At 71.3% G+C, this 17886-nt stretch carries 13 protein-coding genes; 9 read left to right on the forward strand and 4 right to left on the reverse strand.

All coding sequences use genetic code 11. The features are described from left to right. The first annotated feature begins 25 nt into the window (after window positions 1–25). From cofD to AB0D59_RS26060, 3 genes are all read left to right on the forward strand, one after another. Window positions 26–985 (forward strand): 2-phospho-L-lactate transferase, encoded by a 960-nt coding sequence (gene cofD, locus AB0D59_RS26050; protein WP_362569835.1) that lies wholly within the window; start codon window positions 26–28, stop codon window positions 983–985. Further along, complete coding sequence (locus AB0D59_RS26055) at window positions 982–2337, forward strand: coenzyme F420-0:L-glutamate ligase (RefSeq protein ID WP_362569838.1); 1356 nt, start codon at window positions 982–984, stop codon at window positions 2335–2337. Before cofD ends, AB0D59_RS26055 begins: the two co-directional genes overlap by 4 nt. 170 nt (window positions 2338–2507) lie before the next feature. Then, the gene (locus AB0D59_RS26060) at window positions 2508–3518 is read left to right on the forward strand and encodes a DNA-3-methyladenine glycosylase 2 family protein (RefSeq protein WP_362569841.1); all 1011 of its coding nucleotides are present in this window, start codon (window positions 2508–2510) and stop codon (window positions 3516–3518) included. 221 nt (window positions 3519–3739) lie between these two features. Here AB0D59_RS26060 and AB0D59_RS26065 read toward each other — a convergent pair whose 3' ends face one another. Then, a complete protein-coding gene (locus AB0D59_RS26065) occupies window positions 3740–4822 on the reverse strand; it encodes an NDP-sugar synthase (protein ID WP_362569843.1) in 1083 nt (360 codons plus the stop codon). Window positions 4823–4983: 161 nt separating this feature from the next. After that, window positions 4984–6369 carry an N-acetylmuramoyl-L-alanine amidase gene (locus tag AB0D59_RS26070; protein WP_362569846.1) on the reverse strand — a complete coding sequence of 462 codons (1386 nt, stop codon included), beginning with the start codon at window positions 6367–6369 and terminating at the stop codon, window positions 4984–4986. Between the two features lie 111 nt (window positions 6370–6480). On the opposite strand from AB0D59_RS26070, the gene AB0D59_RS26075 reads away from it, so the two are divergent. The 5 genes from AB0D59_RS26075 (at window position 6481) to AB0D59_RS26095 (ending at window position 14376) form a co-directional block, all read left to right on the forward strand. Continuing rightward, the gene (locus tag AB0D59_RS26075) at window positions 6481–7236 is read left to right on the forward strand and encodes a TIGR03089 family protein (protein ID WP_362569848.1); all 756 of its coding nucleotides are present in this window, start codon (window positions 6481–6483) and stop codon (window positions 7234–7236) included. A gap of 375 nt (window positions 7237–7611) precedes the next feature. Next, window positions 7612–8736: an LCP family protein gene (locus tag AB0D59_RS26080; protein WP_362569850.1), complete on the forward strand. Its 1125-nt coding sequence runs from the start codon at window positions 7612–7614 to the stop codon at window positions 8734–8736. A 242-nt stretch (window positions 8737–8978) separates the two neighbouring features. Next, a complete protein-coding gene (locus AB0D59_RS26085; protein WP_362569853.1) occupies window positions 8979–10715 on the forward strand; it encodes an LCP family protein in 1737 nt (578 codons plus the stop codon). A 241-nt stretch (window positions 10716–10956) separates the two neighbouring features. Further along, window positions 10957–12597: an LCP family protein gene (locus tag AB0D59_RS26090; protein ID WP_362569856.1), complete on the forward strand. Its 1641-nt coding sequence runs from the start codon at window positions 10957–10959 to the stop codon at window positions 12595–12597. Between the two features lie 219 nt (window positions 12598–12816). After that, window positions 12817–14376: an LCP family protein gene (locus AB0D59_RS26095; RefSeq protein ID WP_362570318.1), complete on the forward strand. Its 1560-nt coding sequence runs from the start codon at window positions 12817–12819 to the stop codon at window positions 14374–14376. 25 nt (window positions 14377–14401) lie between these two features. Here AB0D59_RS26095 and AB0D59_RS26100 read toward each other — a convergent pair whose 3' ends face one another. Beyond that, entirely contained in the window at window positions 14402–15436 is a 1035-nt protein-coding gene (locus tag AB0D59_RS26100) for a glycosyltransferase family 2 protein (protein ID WP_362569859.1), read from the reverse strand. A gap of 249 nt (window positions 15437–15685) precedes the next feature. Between AB0D59_RS26100 and AB0D59_RS26105 the strand changes: the two genes are divergently transcribed. Beyond that, on the forward strand, window positions 15686–17068 hold the full coding sequence (locus tag AB0D59_RS26105) for an LCP family protein (protein WP_362569861.1): 1383 nt from the start codon (window positions 15686–15688) through the stop codon (window positions 17066–17068). Between the two features lie 185 nt (window positions 17069–17253). On the opposite strand, the gene AB0D59_RS26110 is transcribed toward AB0D59_RS26105, so the two are convergent. Beyond that, window positions 17254–17802, reverse strand: coding sequence for an acyl-CoA thioesterase (locus AB0D59_RS26110; RefSeq protein ID WP_362569864.1), 549 nt, complete (start codon window positions 17800–17802; stop codon window positions 17254–17256). Window positions 17803–17886: the final 84 nt, after the last annotated feature.

Genomic DNA, 17886 nt, shown 5'->3' on the forward strand with positions numbered 1-17886 from the left:
CGGACCCGCCTGCAAGACTTGGCGCATGCGCATTGTGGTTCTGGCAGGCGGTATCGGCGGTGCCCGGTTCCTGCGCGGTCTCAAGCAGGCCGTGCCGGACGCCGACGTGACCGTCATCGGCAACACCGGGGACGACATCCACCTCTTCGGGCTGAAGGTCTGCCCGGACCTCGACACGGTGATGTACACCCTCGGCGGCGGCATCAACGAGGAGCAGGGCTGGGGGCGGGCCGACGAGACCTTCCACCTCAAGGAGGAGCTCGCCGCCTACGGGGTGGGACCCGAGTGGTTCGGGCTGGGCGACCGGGACTTCGCGACGCACATCGTGCGCACCCAGATGCTGGGCGCCGGCTATCCGCTGAGCGCGGTGACCGAGGCGCTGTGCGACCGCTGGAAGCCGGGGGTGCGGCTCATCCCGATGACCGACGACCGGGTCGAGACCCATGTGGCCGTCGAGGTCGACGGCGAGCGCAAGGCGGTGCACTTCCAGGAGTACTGGGTCCGGCTGCGGGCGTCCGTGCCCGCCGAGGCGGTCGTCCCGGTCGGCGCCGAGCAGTCCAAGCCGGCGCCGGGCGTCCTGGAGGCCCTCTCGGCAGCGGACGTGATCCTCTTCCCGCCGTCCAACCCGGTGGTCTCCGTCGGCACGATCCTCGCGGTGCCGGGCATCCGGGAGGCGATCGCGAACGCCGGGGTGCCGGTGGTGGGCCTCTCCCCCATCGTCGGGGACGCGCCGGTGCGCGGGATGGCCGACAAGGTGCTCGCGGCGGTGGGCGTGGAGTCGACGGCGGCGGCGGTCGCCGAGCACTACGGCTCGGGGCTGCTGGACGGCTGGCTCGTCGACACCGTGGACGCGGGCAGCGTGGCGCGCGTCGAGGAGGCCGGCATCCGCTGCCGGGCCGTACCGCTGATGATGACCGACCTGGACGCGGCCGCGCAGATGGCGCGGGAAGCGCTGACACTCGCCGAGGAGGTGCGCGGGGCATGACCGGCGCGATCCACGACACCACCGCCCCGACCGACGTGACCGGGGACGCGGTGCCCGAGTACCGGGTGTGGGCCCTGGCCGGGCTTCCCGAGGTCCAGCAGGGCGACGACCTGGCCAAGCTGATCGCCGCGGCCGGGCCGGGACTGGCCGACGGGGACGTGGTGATCGTCACGTCGAAGATCGTCTCCAAGGCGGAGGGGCGGCTCGTCGAGGCGACCGACCGGGAGGCGGCGATCGACGCCGAGACCGTGCGGGTGGTGGCCCGGCGCGGGACCCTGCGGATCGTGGAGAACCGGCAGGGGCTGGTCATGGCGGCGGCGGGGGTGGACGCCTCCAACACCCCGTCCGGGACCGTGCTGTTGCTGCCCGAGGACCCCGACGCGTCCGCCCGCGCGATCCGCGCGGGGCTTCGCGACGCCCTCGGCGTCAACGTCGGGGTCGTCGTCACCGACACCTTCGGGCGCCCCTGGCGCGCGGGCCTCACGGACGTGACCATCGGCGCCGCCGGGGTGCAGGTCCTGGACGATCTGCGCGGTGGCGTGGACGCGTACGGCAATCCGCTGGTCGCGACGGTCGTCGCCACGGCCGACGAACTGGCCGCCGCCGGCGATCTGGTGAAGGGCAAGGCGACGGGCCTGCCGGTGGCCGTGGTGCGCGGGCTCGCGCACGTCGTGGCCGAGGCGGGGGACGAGGGCGAGAGCGCGCGGGCGCTGATCCGGGACGCGGCCACGGACATGTTCCGGCTCGGCACGTCCGAGGCGGTCCGGGAAGCCGTGGCACTACGACGGACGGTGCGGTCGTTCACCGACGAACCCGTCGACCCCGGAGCGGTACGGCGGGCGGTCGCCGCGGCCGTGACGGCGCCGGCGCCGCACCACACGACGCCGTGGCGGTTCGTGCTGCTGGAGTCGGCGGAGTCACGCGCCCGGTTGCTCGACGCGATGCGGGACGCCTGGATCGCCGACCTGAGGAAGGACGGCAAGTCCGAGGAGTCCATCGCCAAGCGGGTACGGCGCGGCAACGTGCTGCGGAACGCGCCGTATCTGGTGGTGCCCTGTCTGGTGATGGACGGTTCGCACACGTACAAAGACACGCGGCGGGACGCGGCCGAGCGGGAGATGTTCGTGGTCGCGGCGGGGGCGGGCGTGCAGAACTTCCTGGTCGCGCTGGCCGGGGAGCAGCTGGGGTCGGCGTGGGTGTCGTCGACGATGTTCTGCCGGGACGTGGTGCGGGAGGTGCTGGCGCTTCCGGCGGGGTGGGATCCGATGGGGGCGGTTGCTGTGGGGAAGGCGGCGGAGGAGCCGAAGGAGAGGGCGCCGAGGGAGGTCGGGGACTTTATCGAGGTGCGGTGATTTTCTGCGTCCGGGGGCCGGGGGACCTGCGTCCGGGCGGGTGCGGGATGGGGGCTGGTCGCGCGCACGCGGCGGTGGCCGCGAGTCGGTACCGCCCCGCGCCCCTGACGGGGCGCTTTACCCCTAGGCTCGTAGCCCACAGCAGACATCTCTCGCATCGGGGATCTTTCGTGGCTGGACGGTTTGCTCCGCGGCCCACTCGTACGACTGTGCGGGGTGGGCACGTCGTCGTTCCCGCTGTCGGAGTGCCTCGGCAGGCCGCACCCGGCCGGGTTCGGTCGTGGAAGCCCGACGGGGCGCTTGACCTCGGGCTCGTGCTCGGGCCGTTGCGGCGGGGGCCCGGGGATCCGACGTTTCGGGCCACCTCCGACGGGTCCGTGTGGCGGGCCAGTCTCACGCCTGCCGGGCCGGGGACGCTGCGGGTCGCCGCGTACGGCGGTGAGGTGCGCGGGGAGGCCTGGGGGGCCGGTGCCGAGTGGCTGCTGGAGCACTTGCCGGAGATGCTCGGCTCCGCCGACGACCCGTCCCTCTTCGTGCCCCGGCACCGGGTTCTCGCCGCCGCCCGGCATCGGCGCCCGGGGTTGCGGCTGACGCGGACCGGGCTGGTGCTGGAGTCGTTGATTCCGTCGGTCCTGGAGCAGAAGGTCACGACCGACGAGGCGTACCGGGCCTGGCGGTTGCTGGTGCGGAGGTTCGGAGAGCGGGCGCCCGGCCCCGCCGGGGTGGGCGAGCGGCCGATGTGGGTGATGCCGGCGCCTCGGACCTGGGCGCTGATTCCCTCCTGGGAGTGGCACAAGGCCGGCGTCGACAACAAGCGGGCGTCGACGATTCTGCGGGCGGTACGGGTCGCCGCGCGGCTGGAGCAGGCCGTGGGGATGGCGGCGGAGGCCGCGCAGGCGCGGTTGGAGGTGGTGCCGGGGGTGGGGCCCTGGACGTCCGCGGAAACCGTGCAGCGCAGTCATGGGGCGGCGGACGCGGTGACGGTCGGGGACCTGCACCTGCCGGGGATCGTGGGGTTCGCGCTGGCCGGGGATCGGCATGCCGACGACGAGGCGATGCTGCGGTTGCTCGAGCCGTATGCGGGGCAGCGGCATCGGGCGGCTCGGTTGATTCTGCTGAGCGGGCAGCTGCCGAAGCGGCGGGCGCCGCGGATGCCGCGGGGGGACATCGGCCGGTTGTGACGTGCGGGTGGGGGGGCGGGGGCGCTTACCGGCGCTTGCAGGGTGCCTCCCCCAGAGGGGGTACCCCCAGCGCCCACCCGTGCCGCCTGGGGGCACCTCCCAGGCCCTCAAGGCACCGGGGGAGGCACGACTGCCCGCAGCTATGGGGCCCCGTCAGGGGCGCGGGGAACTGCGCGACCAGCCCCCACGCACCCGCAGCCGACCGACTTCCCGGGCCACCCCTACTGGTCCGAGGAGAACCGCACCGCCCCCGCCGGGATCATCGCGTCGCACCACACCCGCGCGCCCTCCCGCAGCTCGTTGTCGGCGCCGACGGTCGCGCCGTCGCCGATCACCGTGCCCGTGAGGACCGCGCGTTCGCCGACCCGGGCGCGGTTGCCGATCAGGGAGTCGGTGATGACCGCGCCGGGTTCGATCACGGCGCCCGGCAGGATCGTGGAGCCGAAGACCCGCGCGCCCTCCGCCACGAACGCGCCCTCGCCCACCACCGTGCCGCCCGTCAGCTTCGCGTCCGCCGCGACCCGTGCCGTGGGCAGGATCAGGCGGTCACCGCAGCGGCCGGGAACGGCCGGGGACGGGGCGCGGCCCAGGACCAGGTCCGCCGAGCCCCGGACGAAGGCCGCCGGGGTGCCGAGGTCCAGCCAGTACGTGGAGTCCACCATGCCCTGGAGGTGCGCACCGGCCGACAGCAGCTCCTGGAAGGTCTCCCGCTCCACCGACACCGGGCGGCCCTGCGGGATCGTGTCGATGACCGAGCGGCGGAAGACGTACGCCCCCGCGTTGATCTGGTCGGTGACGATCTCCTCGGGGGTCGCCGGCTTCTCCAGGAAGGCGAGGACCCTGCCCGTCTCGTCGGTGGGGACCAGGCCGTACGCGCGCGGGTCCGTCACCTTGGTGAGGTGGAGGGACACGTCGGCGTCGGACGTCTCGTGCGTCTCGACGAGCGCCCTGATGTCCAGGCCCGTCAGGATGTCGCCGTTGAAGATCAGGACCGGGTCGTCGGGGACCGAGTGCAGACGGGCGGCCACGTTGCGGATGGCGCCGCCCGTGCCGAGCGGTTCCTCCTCGGTGACGTACTCGATGTGCAGGCCCAGTGCCGCGCCGTCGCCGAAGTACGGCTCGAAGACCTCCGCCAGATAGCTCGTCGCGAGGACGATGTGGTCCACGCCCGCCGCTCTGGCTCTGGCCAGCTGGTGCGTCAGGAACGGCACGCCCGCCGCCGGGACCATCGGCTTGGGCGTGTGGACCGTGAGCGGGCGCAGCCGGGTGCCTTTGCCGCCGACCAGGAGGATCGCTTCTGTCACCTGTCGTCTCTGCTTCCTGCCGGGACCGGCCGAACTCTCTGTCGGCCGGCCAGTGTATGCAGACCGTGCGACGGCGCCTTCGACGGCCGCGCGGTGCCACGCGGCATGGGTGTGCGGTTTCCCCCGACTGCCCCCGACGGCGTTGAACGCGGCCCCCGTGCTCAGCGTCCCTGGAGGTGCGCGGAGCTGGTCCGGGCCGAGCCGAGTTTGGCGTAGAGCTTCGCGCCGGGACACTCGGTGGCGTACCCGTCCCTATGGCCGGAGATCACGTTCAGTCGTACGTTCTTCCCCTTTGGGTAGAGATTGCCACCTCCGGACTTCAGATATGTCTTTCCCTTGGGATTGGCTCCGAAGAGCCCGAGCTTCCACGCGGTGAGCTTGGCGATGGCCGTCACGACGGCGGCGGGCGGCTTGTGCGAGCCGAACGAACCGATCACCGCGATGCCCATGCTGTTGTTGTTGAAGCCCAGGGTGTGGGCGCCCCTGACGGCCTTCGCCACGCCCCCGGCGCGGCCCTCGTAGAGGGTTCCGCACTTGTCGACGAGGAAGTTGTAGCCGATGTCCCGCCAGCCCATGCTCACCACGTGGTAGCGGTAGATACTGCGGATGACGGACGGGGCCTGGGAGCACTTGTACCCGTTGCCGGAGGCGGTGTGGTGGACGAAGGCCGCCTTGACCTTTCCGGTGTAGACGAACCCCTTCTCGCGCAGTGCCTCGTCGGCGCCCCAGCCGCGGCGGGTGACGATCCTCGGGCGCGGTCCGATGTACGGCTTCGCACGCGGGACGCCGGTCAGCTGCGCCAGTTCGTCCTCGGTGTCCTGCCGGTCCAGGGCCGGGATCTCGGCGGCACCGAAGGGCGCGAGGTCGGTGTTGACGGCCGCCGCCGCGTCGGCCTCGGTGCCGGTGCGGGGGACGTCGGCCGGCGGGCCCTGCGGCGGGGCCTCCTCGCCGGGGTCGACGAGTTCGAGGCGCAGTCCGGCCGGGAGCAGGTCGTGACCGCCGGTGGGGGTGCTGCCGCGCGGGCCGGGATCGTCGTCGAGTTCGGCACGCACGCGTACGTCGACGCCGTCTGAGTCGCCCACCCACAGGGGCGCGGTGCCGCCGTGCACATGGCCGGAGTCGGCCTCCGCCGTGTCCGGGTCGGCGCCGTGGTCGGCGTTGTGGGTGTCGACGTCCTGCCAGCCCGACCAGTGGCCGGTGGCGGCGGACCGGGTGCGGACCTGGACCAGGCCGTGCAGTTCGGTGCCGGGGTTGTCCCAGCTGACGCCGACGAGCGAGAAGTGCTCCAGGTCGTCGCGGTACAGGCCCTGTTCGGGGGCCCGGCCGAGAACGCGTTCACGGGTGCGGGGGACGAGGGGCAGGGACCGGGTGCTGCCGGCGAGGGCAGCGGTCCCGGCGGGACGGCCGGTGGTCGTGGTGGCCCGCTCCGCCGGTGCGGCGGCCGCGGACGGCACGTTCAGCGCGGCCGCGGGGAGAGTGAGGGCCGCCGCGCAGGTGACGCCGATCGAGGAAGTCAGGAATCCACGCATGCCCCTGATCTTGAACATAGTCAGACATATATGTCCATTGTGGAACTGACGGTCCGTCGGGAGCGATTGCGCCGAACCGGTGGCCCCGCCGGTCGGTGCGGGCGCCGGTCGCGGCGTACGCTTGCCCGGGTGAACGCCACCGATCGCACCCCTGCCGACCTGCTGCGTTCCGCGCTCGCCGCGGATCCCGGACGCCCCCTGGTGACCTTCTACGACGACGCCACGGGCGAACGCGTCGAATTGTCCGTGGCCACCTTCGCCAATTGGGTGGCCAAGACGGCGAACCTGCTCCAGGGCGACCTCGCGGCACAGCCGGGCGACCGGGTGGCCCTGCTGCTGCCCGCGCACTGGCAGACGGCGGTGTGGCTGCTCGCCTGTTCGTCGGTCGGTGCGATCGCCGACGTGGCCGGGGACCCGGCGGCGGCCGACGTGGTGGTGAGCGGGCCCGATTCGCTGGAGGCGGCTCGGGCCTGCCGCGGGGAGCGGGTCGCTCTCGCGCTACGGCCGCTGGGCGGGCGTTTCCCTGCGGTCCCGGACGGGTTCGCCGACTACGCGGTGGAGGTGCCGAGCCAGGGAGACCGGTTCGCTCCCTTCTCGCCCGTCGGTCCGGACGAGCCCGCGCTGATCGTGGCCGGTGCGGAGATGAGCGGCGCCGAGGTTGTGGAGCGGGCGCTCGGGGACGCACCGGGGCTGGATCTGACCGGGCCGGGGTCGCGGCTGCTGTCGGGGCTGGGGTACGACACGTGGGAGGGGCTGAGCGCGGGTCTGTACGCGCCGCTCGCGGTCGGGGGTTCCGTGGTGCTGTGCCGACATCTGCAGGAACTGGGCGAGGAAGGGATCGCCAAGCGAATCGAGAGCGAGCGGGTGACCGCGACGGTCCGGTGAGGCCGTGGGCCGGTGAGGCCGTGGGCCGGTGAGGCCGACCGCTGGTGAGGCCGTTCGCCGACCCCGGGCCAGTCGGAGGGCGCCGGCCTCGGGCCGTTCGGAGGGCGCCGACCGCAGACCGGTCGGGCCGTCCGCCGCCCCCGGACCAGTCGGGCCGTCCGCCGGCCCGGGACCAGTCGGAGGGCGCCGGCCTCGAGCCGTTCGGAGGGCGCCAGCCGCAGACCGGTCGGACCGTTCGCCGTTCGCGGACCGGCCGGGGGCGCCCGGCGCGGCGGAGCCGCGCATCCCTGTGGCCCGCGCCCCCGCGTGCGTCCACTCACCCTTGTGGAGTAGTTACCGCCACCCCCCGCCCCCACCCCCAGGCACTCTGGAGGAGTGACCGACGTCGGAGGGGCCACCGCGACCGGGGACGGCATTGCCCGGCGTCGGCGGCGGCGTTGGCTGACGGGTGCGGCAGCGGTCGCCGGGCTCCTCGGCGCCGGCACCCTCGCCTGCGGCTGGGTTCTCTACGACCGGCTCAGCGACAACATCACCCCCGACGAAGCGGCCGCCGCCGAGCTGGCCCGCTACGAGCGGGAGCGGCCCACCGCGCTGGTGCGAGGCGCGCAGAACATCCTCCTCATCGGGTCGGACACCCGAGCGGGGGACGGGAACCGCCGCTATGGCAAGGACCTGGGCACCGAGCGGTCCGACACCACGATCCTGCTGCATCTCGCCGCCGACCGGCGCAGCGCCACCGCGGTGTCCCTGCCCCGGGACCTGATGGTGCACGTGCCGAGCTGCCTGCGGGGCGACGGCCGCCGCAGCGAGCCCTCGTTCACGCTGTTCAACTCGGCCTTCGAGGTCGGGGGTTCGGCCTGCACCATCCGTACCGTCGAGAAGCTCACGGACATCCGGATCGACCATCACGTCGTCGTCGACTTCAGCGGGTTCAAGGACATGGTCGACTCGGTCGACGGGGTGCAGGTCTGCCTGAAGGAACCGATCAACGACAAGGCGGCCAAACTGCGGCTGCCCGCCGGACGGGTCACCCTCGACGGGGAGCAGGCGCTGGGGTACGTGCGGGCGCGCAAGTCGCTCGGCAACGGCAGCGACACCGAGCGGATGGAGCGACAGCAGCTGTTCCTGGGGGCGCTTGTCAACAAGGTGCGGGGCAGTGACGTACTGCTGAACCCGGCGAAGCTCTATCCGCTGCTGGACGCGGCCACCTCCGCGCTCACCACCGACCCGGAGCTGGCCAGCCTGCGCGGTTTGTACCAGCTCGTCCGCGGGCTGCGCGACATCCCCACCGAACAGGTGCAGTTCCTCACCGTCCCGAGGGAGCCGTATGTGTACGACTCCAATCGCGACCAGCTCGTGGAGGGCAGGGCGGACGCGCTTTTCGCGCTGCTGCGAGCCGACAAACCGGTGCCGGTCACCAAGAAGAACGCCCCCTCTTCCGACAACTCCGAGGCGCCCGGGTTCCGCGGGAACACCGCCGCCGAGGACAGTTGCGCGTAAAGCACCGGCCAAGGCGGCGAACTTCCACGCCGTTCGTTGTCAGTTAAATGGGATGGATTGCCCGGTTGTAGGGATGACTAATTTGTCACTGGCTTCCCGTGACGCTGAACTGGACGGATAGTGTGAGCCCTCCGGTGCACCCGGCCGCAAGGTCTGTCCTGGGGTCGTGCACTGTTAACCGTGACCGAGCGCCTTGATGGGGGGAAGGCGCCGCGTGGCCCCGACGGAGGATTCGGACAACCGTGGACGCGCAAGGCCGTGGGCGGGCGGACGACATCGATCCCGCAGACCAGTGGGTACTCAATCCGAACACCGGCGAATACGAACTGCGACTGACACCTTCCGCACCGCAGTCGTCGGTACCCGGACCGCGCAGGCCGACTTCGTCGCGCGCCGGCACGGACGCGCCGCGGGAGAGCGCGGCCCGGCAGGTTCCGGGGCAGGTTCCCGGTCAGCTTCCGGGGCAGCGCAGGCGGCGCGGCGAGCCCGAGCCGCCGGCCGGGCGGCGCTCACGGCGGCCCGTGAAGAAGAAGTCGAAGGCCAAGAAGGTGCTGCTATGGACCGGCGGTTCGATGGCCTTCGTCCTGGTGGCCGTCTCGGCCGCCGGCTATCTGTATGTGAAGCACCTCAACGACAACATCACGTCCGTCTCCGACGACGGCGCGAGCACCGGTGGCTTCAGCAAGGACAAGGCGATCAACCTGCTGGTGATCGGCACCGACAAGCGCACCGGCAAGGGCAACGAGGGGTACGGCGACACGGGCAGCGTCGGGCACGCCGACACCAACATCCTGCTGCACATCTCCAAGGACCGCTCCAACGCGACCGCGCTGAGCATCCCGCGCGACCTGATCGTGGACATCCCGGACTGCCCGACCGAGCAGGCCGACGGCACCCAGAAGGTCATCCCGGGCAGCACCGGCGTCCGCTTCAACACCAGCCTCGGCCAGGACGGCCGTACGGCCAGTTGCACCGTGCGCACGGTGACGGAGCTGACCGGGATCACACCGGACAACTTCATGGTGGCCGACTTCAACGCGGTCAAGACGCTGACCGACGCGGTCGGCGGGGTCGAGGTCTGCCTGGCCAAGGACATCGACGACTCGGACTCGCATCTGAAGCTGTCCAAGGGCACCCACAACATCTCCGGCGAGACCGCGCTGGCCTTCGTGCGCACCCGGCACTCGGTCGGCTTCGGCGGTGACCTCAGCCGGATCCAGCTCCAACAGCAGTTCCTCAGCGCGCTGATGCGCAAGCTCAGCTCCAACTCGACGCTCACCAGCCCGACCAAGCTGCTGAAGCTGGCCGACGTCGGCACCAAGGCACTAACCGTCGACTCCAAGCTGGACAACATCGGCAAGCTGAAGGACCTGGGTCTGGAGCTCGGCAAACTCAACCCGAAGAACCTGACCTTCACCACCATCCCGGTCATCGACAACCCGGCCGAGAAGGTCAAGGCGACCGTCGTGCTCAACGACACGAAGGCTCCGCCGGTGTTCCAGGCCATCAAGGACGACGTCTCCTTCACCGCGGTCAAGAAGAAGCAGGCGCAGGCCAGCAAGGACGCGGCGGCCGCCCGCCTGAAGGGCAGCAAGTCCGCGGCCTCCGAGGTGCGGGTGCGGATCCTCAACGGCGGGGCCGCGGACGGCAGCGCCCAGAAGGCCCTCAACTGGCTGCAGAACGACGAGGGCGTCCTGAAGTCGGAGAACGCCGGCAACGCGGACGCCAAGCTCAGCAAGACCACCCTGGAGTACGCCCCCGACCAGGCCGCCCAGGCGCGTGAACTGGCCAGCATCATGGGGCTGTCCGGTTCGGCGCTGAAGCCCGGCAAGAGCGTGACCAACTCCCAGGGGCTGCCCGCGATGACCCTGACGCTGGGCAAGGACTTCCAGGGGGCGGGGGTGCCCCTCACCACTCCGACAAAGGCGCCGGACGTGGACAGCAAGACCACCGCGGACAAGGTGACCTGCGCCAAGTAGCGCCAAGCGGCGTGCGGTAGCGGGGAGTTGCTCCACGATGACACCAAGTCACAGCGAATAAGCAGGTAACCCTATGGGTCCGTCACGCGTCTAACCGGGCGCGGGGCGGACCCGTGTGGTCCGTGGAGCGTCCGATGGGGGGCGTCGGCGGCGGGCCGGTGCGCACAGTGCGCAGGGCGGGGAGGGCTGGAAGTTGACGCAGAGCGATGTGCGGGGGGAAAAGCCTGCGGTCGAGGACACGATGTCCCTCGCACCGAAGACATCCGGGGCGCCGGGCGGTGCGGGCGGCGGTCGTCGCAAGGACAGCACGAACGGCCCGAACGGCCCGAAGGGGTCGCACGGTTCGCACGGTTCGAACGGTGGCCGGGGCAGACGCCGACGGCGCGCGTTGCGCTGGTCGGCGACCGTGCTGTCGGTGGTGATCCTCGGTACGGCCGGTGCCGGTTACCTCTACTACCAGCACCTGAACGGCAACATCCACAAGGGCGAGCGCGACATCGGCGACGCCAAGGCGCGGAAGACCGCGGCCAACGCGGCCGGTCAGACGCCGCTGAACATCCTGCTGATCGGCTCCGACAGCCGTAACTCCGACGAGAACGTGAAGCTCGGCGGTGCCAAGTACGACCGGGGCAGCCCGCCGCTCGGGGATGTCCAGATGCTGATCCACCTGTCGGCGGACCGGAAGAGCGCGGCGATGGTGAGCATCCCCCGGGACACCCGCGTCGACATCCCCAAGTGCACGGACCCGGACACCGGCAAGGTGTACCCGGCGACCAACACCATCATCAACGAGTCGCTGGCCCGCGGCGGCGCCGGCTGCACGCTGGCCACCTGGGAGAATCTCACCGGGGTCTACATCGACCACTGGATCACGATCGACTTCGCGGGCGTGGTGAACATGGCGGACGCCATCGGCGGCGTCGACGTCTGTGTGAAGCAGAACGTGTGGGACCGGCCGACGGCCGCGGTGTCCGGCGGCTCCGGGCTCAAGCTGACCGCCGGCACCCACAAGGTGCAGGGCAAGCAGGCCCTGCAGTGGCTGCGCACCCGGCACGCCTGGGGCAGTGACCCGCTGCGGGCCAAGGCCCAGCACATGTACCTCAACTCGATGATCCGGACGCTGAAGGGGCAGAACGTCTTCACCGACACCGGCAGGCTGATGGACCTGGCCGAGGCGGCGACCAAGTCGCTGACGGTCTCCGAGGAGATCGGCACCCCGAAGAAGCTCTACGACCTGGGCATGCAGCTCAAGTCGGTGCCGACGGACCGCATCACCTCGCTCACGATGCCGAACCTCCAGGACCCGCAGAACAGGGACCACCTCGTGCCGGACACCGCGAACGCCGACAAGATGTGGCAGATGCTCCGCGACGACGTGGCGTTCGACAAGAACGGCGACGCCAAGGAGAGCAAGAAGAAGAACACCGGGACCGCCGCGGCGACCAAGGCGCCCTCCGTCCCCGCCGGCCAACTCGGGGTGCTGGTGCAGAACGCCACCGGGACCTCGACCGAGGCCGCGGTCCCCCTTCGGGCCCGGGCGATGGCCACGGAACTCGGCACCGAGGGCTACACCCGGGCGGCGGCGGACACCTCGTCGGCCACCGAGTCCGTGGAGAAGACGGTCGTGGAGTATCCGAGCGCGGACCTGCAGGGCGACGCCCAGGCGGTCGCCAAGGCGCTGGGGATCCCGGTCGGCCAGGTGAAGCAGACCACCGATGTGTCGGGTGTCACGCTCGTCGTCGGTGCCGACTGGCGCGAGGGGACGACGTATCCCCAGCAGTCCGCGCCGAAGGCCGGTGACCTGCCCGACAACTCCGACGCCATCAACGGCTCGGACACCAAGCAGTGCATGGACGTGTACGCGCCCTATCGGTGGCAGTAGCCCCTGCAAGGACTTTACGGACAGGGCGGCCTCTTCACCCACAGGTCCGCACAGCTACGCACAGGCAACTCCTAAGCGACTGCATGACACTGCCGCCGTGCCCAGGTGCCCAGGTGCCCGGGAGTCGGGTGCGGCGGCAGTGGCGAGCGGGAGGGCGGGCAGTTGGTGCGCGGCAATGTGCGAGGGGAGGTGTCCGACGTGGCCGTGGTCGACGACACGATGACCCTGACGCCCCAGGACGGTGGCGGTCGGCGCGGCGGCAGAGGGCGCGGCGGCGGGGCGGACGGTGACCGCGGGCGGCGCAGACGCCGGGTGCTGCGCTGGTCGGCCTCGGTCGTGGCGCTGGCGATAGCCGGCACCGCCGGCGCCGGATACCTGTACTACGAGCACCTCAACGGCAACATCAAGAAGGAGTCCCTGAACATCGGGGACTCCAAGGACCGCGCGGCCGCGTCGAAGGCGAACGCGGCCGGGCAGACGCCCCTGAACATCCTGCTCATCGGCTCCGACGCCCGGGACACCGCCGAGAACCAGAAGCTGGGCGGCGCCAAGGACATCGGCACCGCCGCCCGCGCCGACGTACAGATGCTGCTGCACGTCTCGGCGGACCGCACCAACATGTCGGTGGTGTCCATGCCCCGCGACACCCTGGTGGATATCCCCAAGTGCACGGACACCGACACCGGCAAGGTGTACGCGGCGACCTCCGACACCATGACCAACGCCTCCCTGGAGCGCGGCGGCCCCGGCTGCACGGTGGCCACCTGGGAGAAGCTCACCGACATCCACATCGACCACTTCATGATGGTCGACTTCTCGGGCGTGGTGTCCATGGCGGACGCGATCGGCGGGGTGCCGGTCTGCGTGGACGCCAACATCTACTCGCACACCTCGACGGGACACGGCTCGGGCCTGAAGCTGACGAAGGGCACCACCTCCGTCAAGGGCAAGCAGGCCCTGCAGTGGCTGCGCACCCGGTACGGCTTCGAGGACGGCAGCGACATCGCCCGCACCAAGGCCCAGCACATGTACATGAACTCGATGGTCCGCCAGCTGCGCTCCGACGCGACCCTCAGCAACCCCGACAAGCTCCTCAAGCTCGCCGAGACGGCCACCAAGGCACTGACGGTCGACGACGGCCTCGGCACGGTCACCAAGCTCTACGACCTGAGCAAGGAGCTGAAGAAGGTCCCCACCAAGCGCATCACCATGACGACCATGCCGTGGGTGTACTCCTCGGACGGCAACCGCGTCCTGCCCAAGCCCACCGACGCGGCCAAGCTGTGGCGGCTGGTCCGCGAGGACATCGCCCTCGACGGCAAGGACAAGAAGAAGACGACGACCACGACCAAGGTCACCGACAAGGCGGCGGCCGACGACCGGATCGCCGTACAGGTGCAGAACGGCACCAGCAGCAGCACGGAGTCCGCCGTCACCGGCCGGGCCGCCGCGGTCACCGAGCTGCTGGTCGCCAAGGGCTTCACCAAGGCCGCGGCCGACTCCTCGGCGCTGCTGAGCGAGGACCGGACGCTGGTGCGCTATCCGAGCGCCGACCTGGCGGGCGACGCCCAGCGGGTCGCGAAGGCGCTGGGCGTCCCGGCCGGCCAGGTGAAGAAGTCCACGGACGTCGACGGGGTCACGCTGGTGGTGGGCGCCGACTGGCGCTCGGGTACGAAGTACACCGCCGACGACGATGACACCACCCCGGCCTCGGCGAGCGCCCTCAACGCCGCGGACACCAAGGCGTGCATGCACGTCGACCCGGACTACACCTGGTAGTCCGGGCCGCGCCGAAGGCAGGTGCTCAGCTGGAGGAAGAGCTGAGCACCGCGGGACGGCGGGACGCGATGACCCGCTTCGCCAGGGACCTGGGGCTGGTCAGGAAGCCGTACCCCCACGACATGTGCATGGTGGCGAGGGCCAGCGGGATCTGCAGCCGCGCCTTGAGCGGCAGCCCCTTGCCGGCCGGGACGGAGCCGGCGGCGATCGCCGCGAGATAACCGCCCGGGATCACGAAACCGAACGGGGTCACCAGCGCCCCGACGACGATCCCGGCGGCTATCGCGCACACCGCCACCGGCGGGGCGAGGTAGCGCAGGTTGATGGAGCCCTCGTGGTAGCGGGCGACGACGTGCCGCCAACGACCGTAGTCCTTGTACTGCTTGGCGAGGGCCTTCACCGACGGCCGCGGCCGGTACGACACCTTCAGCTCCGGCGAGAACCAGATCAGGCCGCCGGCCTCGCGGATCCGGAAGTTCAGCTCCCAGTCCTGGGCGCGGATGAACTCCTCGTTGTAGCCGCCCTGTTGTTCCAGGGCCTCACGGCGGAAGACACCGAGATAGACGGTCTCGGCGGGGCCGGCCCCGCCGCCCGTGTGGAAGGCGGCGTTGCCGACGCCGATCTTCGAGGTCATGGCCGCCGCGACCGCGTGCTCCCAGGCGTTCTCGCCCTCGGCGTGCATGATGCCGCCGACGTTCTGCGCGCCGGTCTCCTCAAGCAGCCGTACGGCGGTCGCGATGTAGTTCGGGGAGAGCATGCCGTGGCCGTCCACGCGCACCACGATCGGATGCCGGGAGGCCTTGATCGCGGCGTTCAGCGCGGCCGGGGTGCGGCCGGTCGGGTTCGGGACGGTGTGCACGCGCGCGTCTTCCGCAACGAGCTGCGCCGCGATCTCGTCCGTGCGGTCCGTGGACGGACCGAGGGCGATGACGACCTCCAGCTCGCCGGCGTACTCCTGCGCGAGGATCGCTTGGACGGCCCCACGCAGATGCCGCTCCTCGTTGAGGACGGGCATGATCACAGAAACTGCGGGGTGCCGCACGTCGGGCTTGGCGTTCATAGGGGGCTCACGTTACCGCGAACGGGGGACACCGGTGCGCGCCGCCGGGGCCAAGCCGCGGGCTGAAGGTCGTATCGGCCTACCGTGCTCACGGATCCCACGTACGGCCTCGTCCGGAGGTGTCCTTTGGCCGCCAGCCCGCCCCGGTCCCCCGCCCGGCCCGCCCCGCCGCAGCGTCGACCGCAGCCCACCCGTCAGGCCCCGCGGCCGCCGGTACGACCCACGAGGCCCCGGCGGCCGCGCTGGGCCATGCGGGCCGTGACCACACTCTCGGTGGTGGTGCTGGCGTCGGCCGGGATCGGACACTCGGTGATGGCCAGTCTGGACGCGGACATCGCCCGGGTCGACCCGTTCAAGGACATGAAGAACCGTCCGGCCCCGGGTCACGGCATGAACGTCCTGCTGGTCGGCACCGACGGCCGCGACAAGATCACGGAGAAAGAGCGGCGCCGGTACCGGCTGGGCGGTGCGCCCTGCCACTGCACGGACACGATCATGATCGTGCACATCTCGCCGGACCGGGAGCGGGCGACGGTCGTCAGCCTGCCGCGCGACTCGTACGCCGAGGTCCCGCCGCACGTCGACGAGACGACGGGCCGGACGCACAGCGCCCATCCCATCAAGCTGAACGCGGCCTACGCGGAGGGCGGCCCGCAGCTGACCGTCCGCACGGTCGAGGACATGACCCATCTGAAGATCGACCACTATCTCGAGGTCGACTTCATCACGTTCATGCGGACCGTCGACGTGCTCGGCGGGGTCCGGATCTGCACGCCCCAGCCGCTGAAGGACTCCTACACCGGCCTCGACCTCTCCTCCGGCACGCACCGGCTGAACGGCGGCCAGGCCCTGCAGTACGTCCGCGCCCGGCACGTCGACGGGGCGAGCGACCTCGGCCGGATGAAACGGCAGCAGCGGTTCCTGGCCGCGCTGATCGAGCGGGTGTCGTCGTCGGGGGTGCTGCTGAACCCGATCAGGTTCCGGGACGTGACACGGGCGGTACTGGGCTCCGTACGGGCCGACATGGGCTTCGGCACGGACGAGCTGCTGGACCTCGGCCGGGCGATGCGGAACTTCTCCCCGTCCTCGTCCGAGTTCACGACCGTACCCATCGGGCAGATCGCGTACCCGGTGAAGGGCATCGGCTCGACGCTGAAGTGGGACCAGGCCAAGTCGGACCAGCTGTTCCGGTCCCTGCGCGACGACAAGCCGCTGGCACCGCCGGCACCCAAGCGGCCCGCCGGACCGGTGCCGGTGACCGTGGAGGTGGCGCCGCAGCAGATCCGTGTGCAGGTGGAGAACGGCACGGGGACGGCGGGGCTCGCGCGGCGGATGGACGCGGCACTGGCGGCGGCGGGGTTCGCGACGAACCACCAGCCGGTCACCGGCGCCCGGCACGACGTGCGGCGGACGGTGATCTCCTACGATCCCCGCTGGGACCGCTCGGCCCGGTCGCTCGCGGCGGCCCTGCCCGGCAGCGAGCTGCTGGCGGTGAAGGGGATGGGCCCGGTGCTGCGGGTGACGACCGGGTCGGACTTCAAGGGGCCGGCGAGTGTACGGAAGGTACGGGCCGAGGACCCGGCGCCGCAGGGGGAGGCCACGGTCATCCGGGGCGACGAGACGGTGTGCTGAGGGTCGTCGGTCGGCTGCGGGCGCATGGGGGCTTGTCGCGTCCACGCGGCGGTAGCCGCACATGAATGCGGCCCCGCGCCTCTGGGGGGACGCTCGTGCAGCGCCCCTGCTTTCAGGAGCGCGGGGAACTGCGCGACAAGCCGCCACCGGCCCGCAGCCGACCGGCGGCCCCGTGCGGCACCGCCCTAGTCCTCGAATCCCTCCGCCACCCTGCGCTCGCGCAGCTCACGGATCTCCCGCCGCCGCGCCAGCCGGTGCGTCCGCCTGATCTGGGCCTCCTGATTGCGCCGGCGGTCCCTGTCGGACTCCGGTATCACCGGCGGTACCCGGCGCGGCTTGCCGTCGGCGTCGACCGCCGCGAAGACCAGGTAGGCCGAGCCGACCTGGGTGGCCGGGTTCGATTCGTTCCAGCGCTCGGCCAGGACCCGCACGCCCACCTCCATGGACGTCCGGCCGGTCCAGTTGACCTGCGCCTTGACATGGACCAGGTCGCCGACGCGGACCGGCTCCAGGAAGGCCATCTCGTCCATGGACGCCGTGACGGCGGGACCGCCCGAGTGCCGGCCGGCGACCGCGCCCGCCGCGTCGTCGACGAGCTTCATGATCACGCCGCCGTGCACCGTGCCGAGGAGGTTGGTGTCGTTGTGGGTCATGATGTGGCTCAGGGTGGTCCGGGACGCGGACGTCGGCTTGCCGGGTATATCGGATTCCGCCTCGGGGGCCTGGTCTGTCATGGCGCCCACCTTATGCCGAGGCGACAATCGCGGAATTTGTGTCGGGTTCGCAACAGCGGTGCCCTGATTTTCCTACGACCCTTG

The organism is Streptomyces sp. NPDC048417 (assembly GCF_040651615.1).
Lineage (GTDB): Bacteria > Actinomycetota > Actinomycetes > Streptomycetales > Streptomycetaceae > Streptomyces.

Excerpts from the sequence above, each read along its gene's own strand:
- AB0D59_RS26090 (WP_362569856.1), top strand. The coding sequence starts at position 10,957 with ATGTCCCTCGCACCGAAGACATCCGGGGCGCCGGGCGGTGCGGGCGGC.
- AB0D59_RS26100 (WP_362569859.1), bottom strand. The coding sequence starts at position 15,436 with ATGAACGCCAAGCCCGACGTGCGGCACCCCGCAGTTTCTGTGATCATG.
- AB0D59_RS26095 (WP_362570318.1), top strand. The coding sequence starts at position 12,817 with ATGACCCTGACGCCCCAGGACGGTGGCGGTCGGCGCGGCGGCAGAGGG.
- AB0D59_RS26070 (WP_362569846.1), bottom strand. The coding sequence starts at position 6,369 with ATGTTCAAGATCAGGGGCATGCGTGGATTCCTGACTTCCTCGATCGGC.
- AB0D59_RS26105 (WP_362569861.1), top strand. The coding sequence starts at position 15,686 with ATGCGGGCCGTGACCACACTCTCGGTGGTGGTGCTGGCGTCGGCCGGG.
- AB0D59_RS26110 (WP_362569864.1), bottom strand. The coding sequence starts at position 17,802 with ATGACAGACCAGGCCCCCGAGGCGGAATCCGATATACCCGGCAAGCCG.
- AB0D59_RS26055 (WP_362569838.1), top strand. The coding sequence starts at position 982 with ATGACCGGCGCGATCCACGACACCACCGCCCCGACCGACGTGACCGGG.
- cofD (WP_362569835.1), top strand. The coding sequence starts at position 26 with ATGCGCATTGTGGTTCTGGCAGGCGGTATCGGCGGTGCCCGGTTCCTG.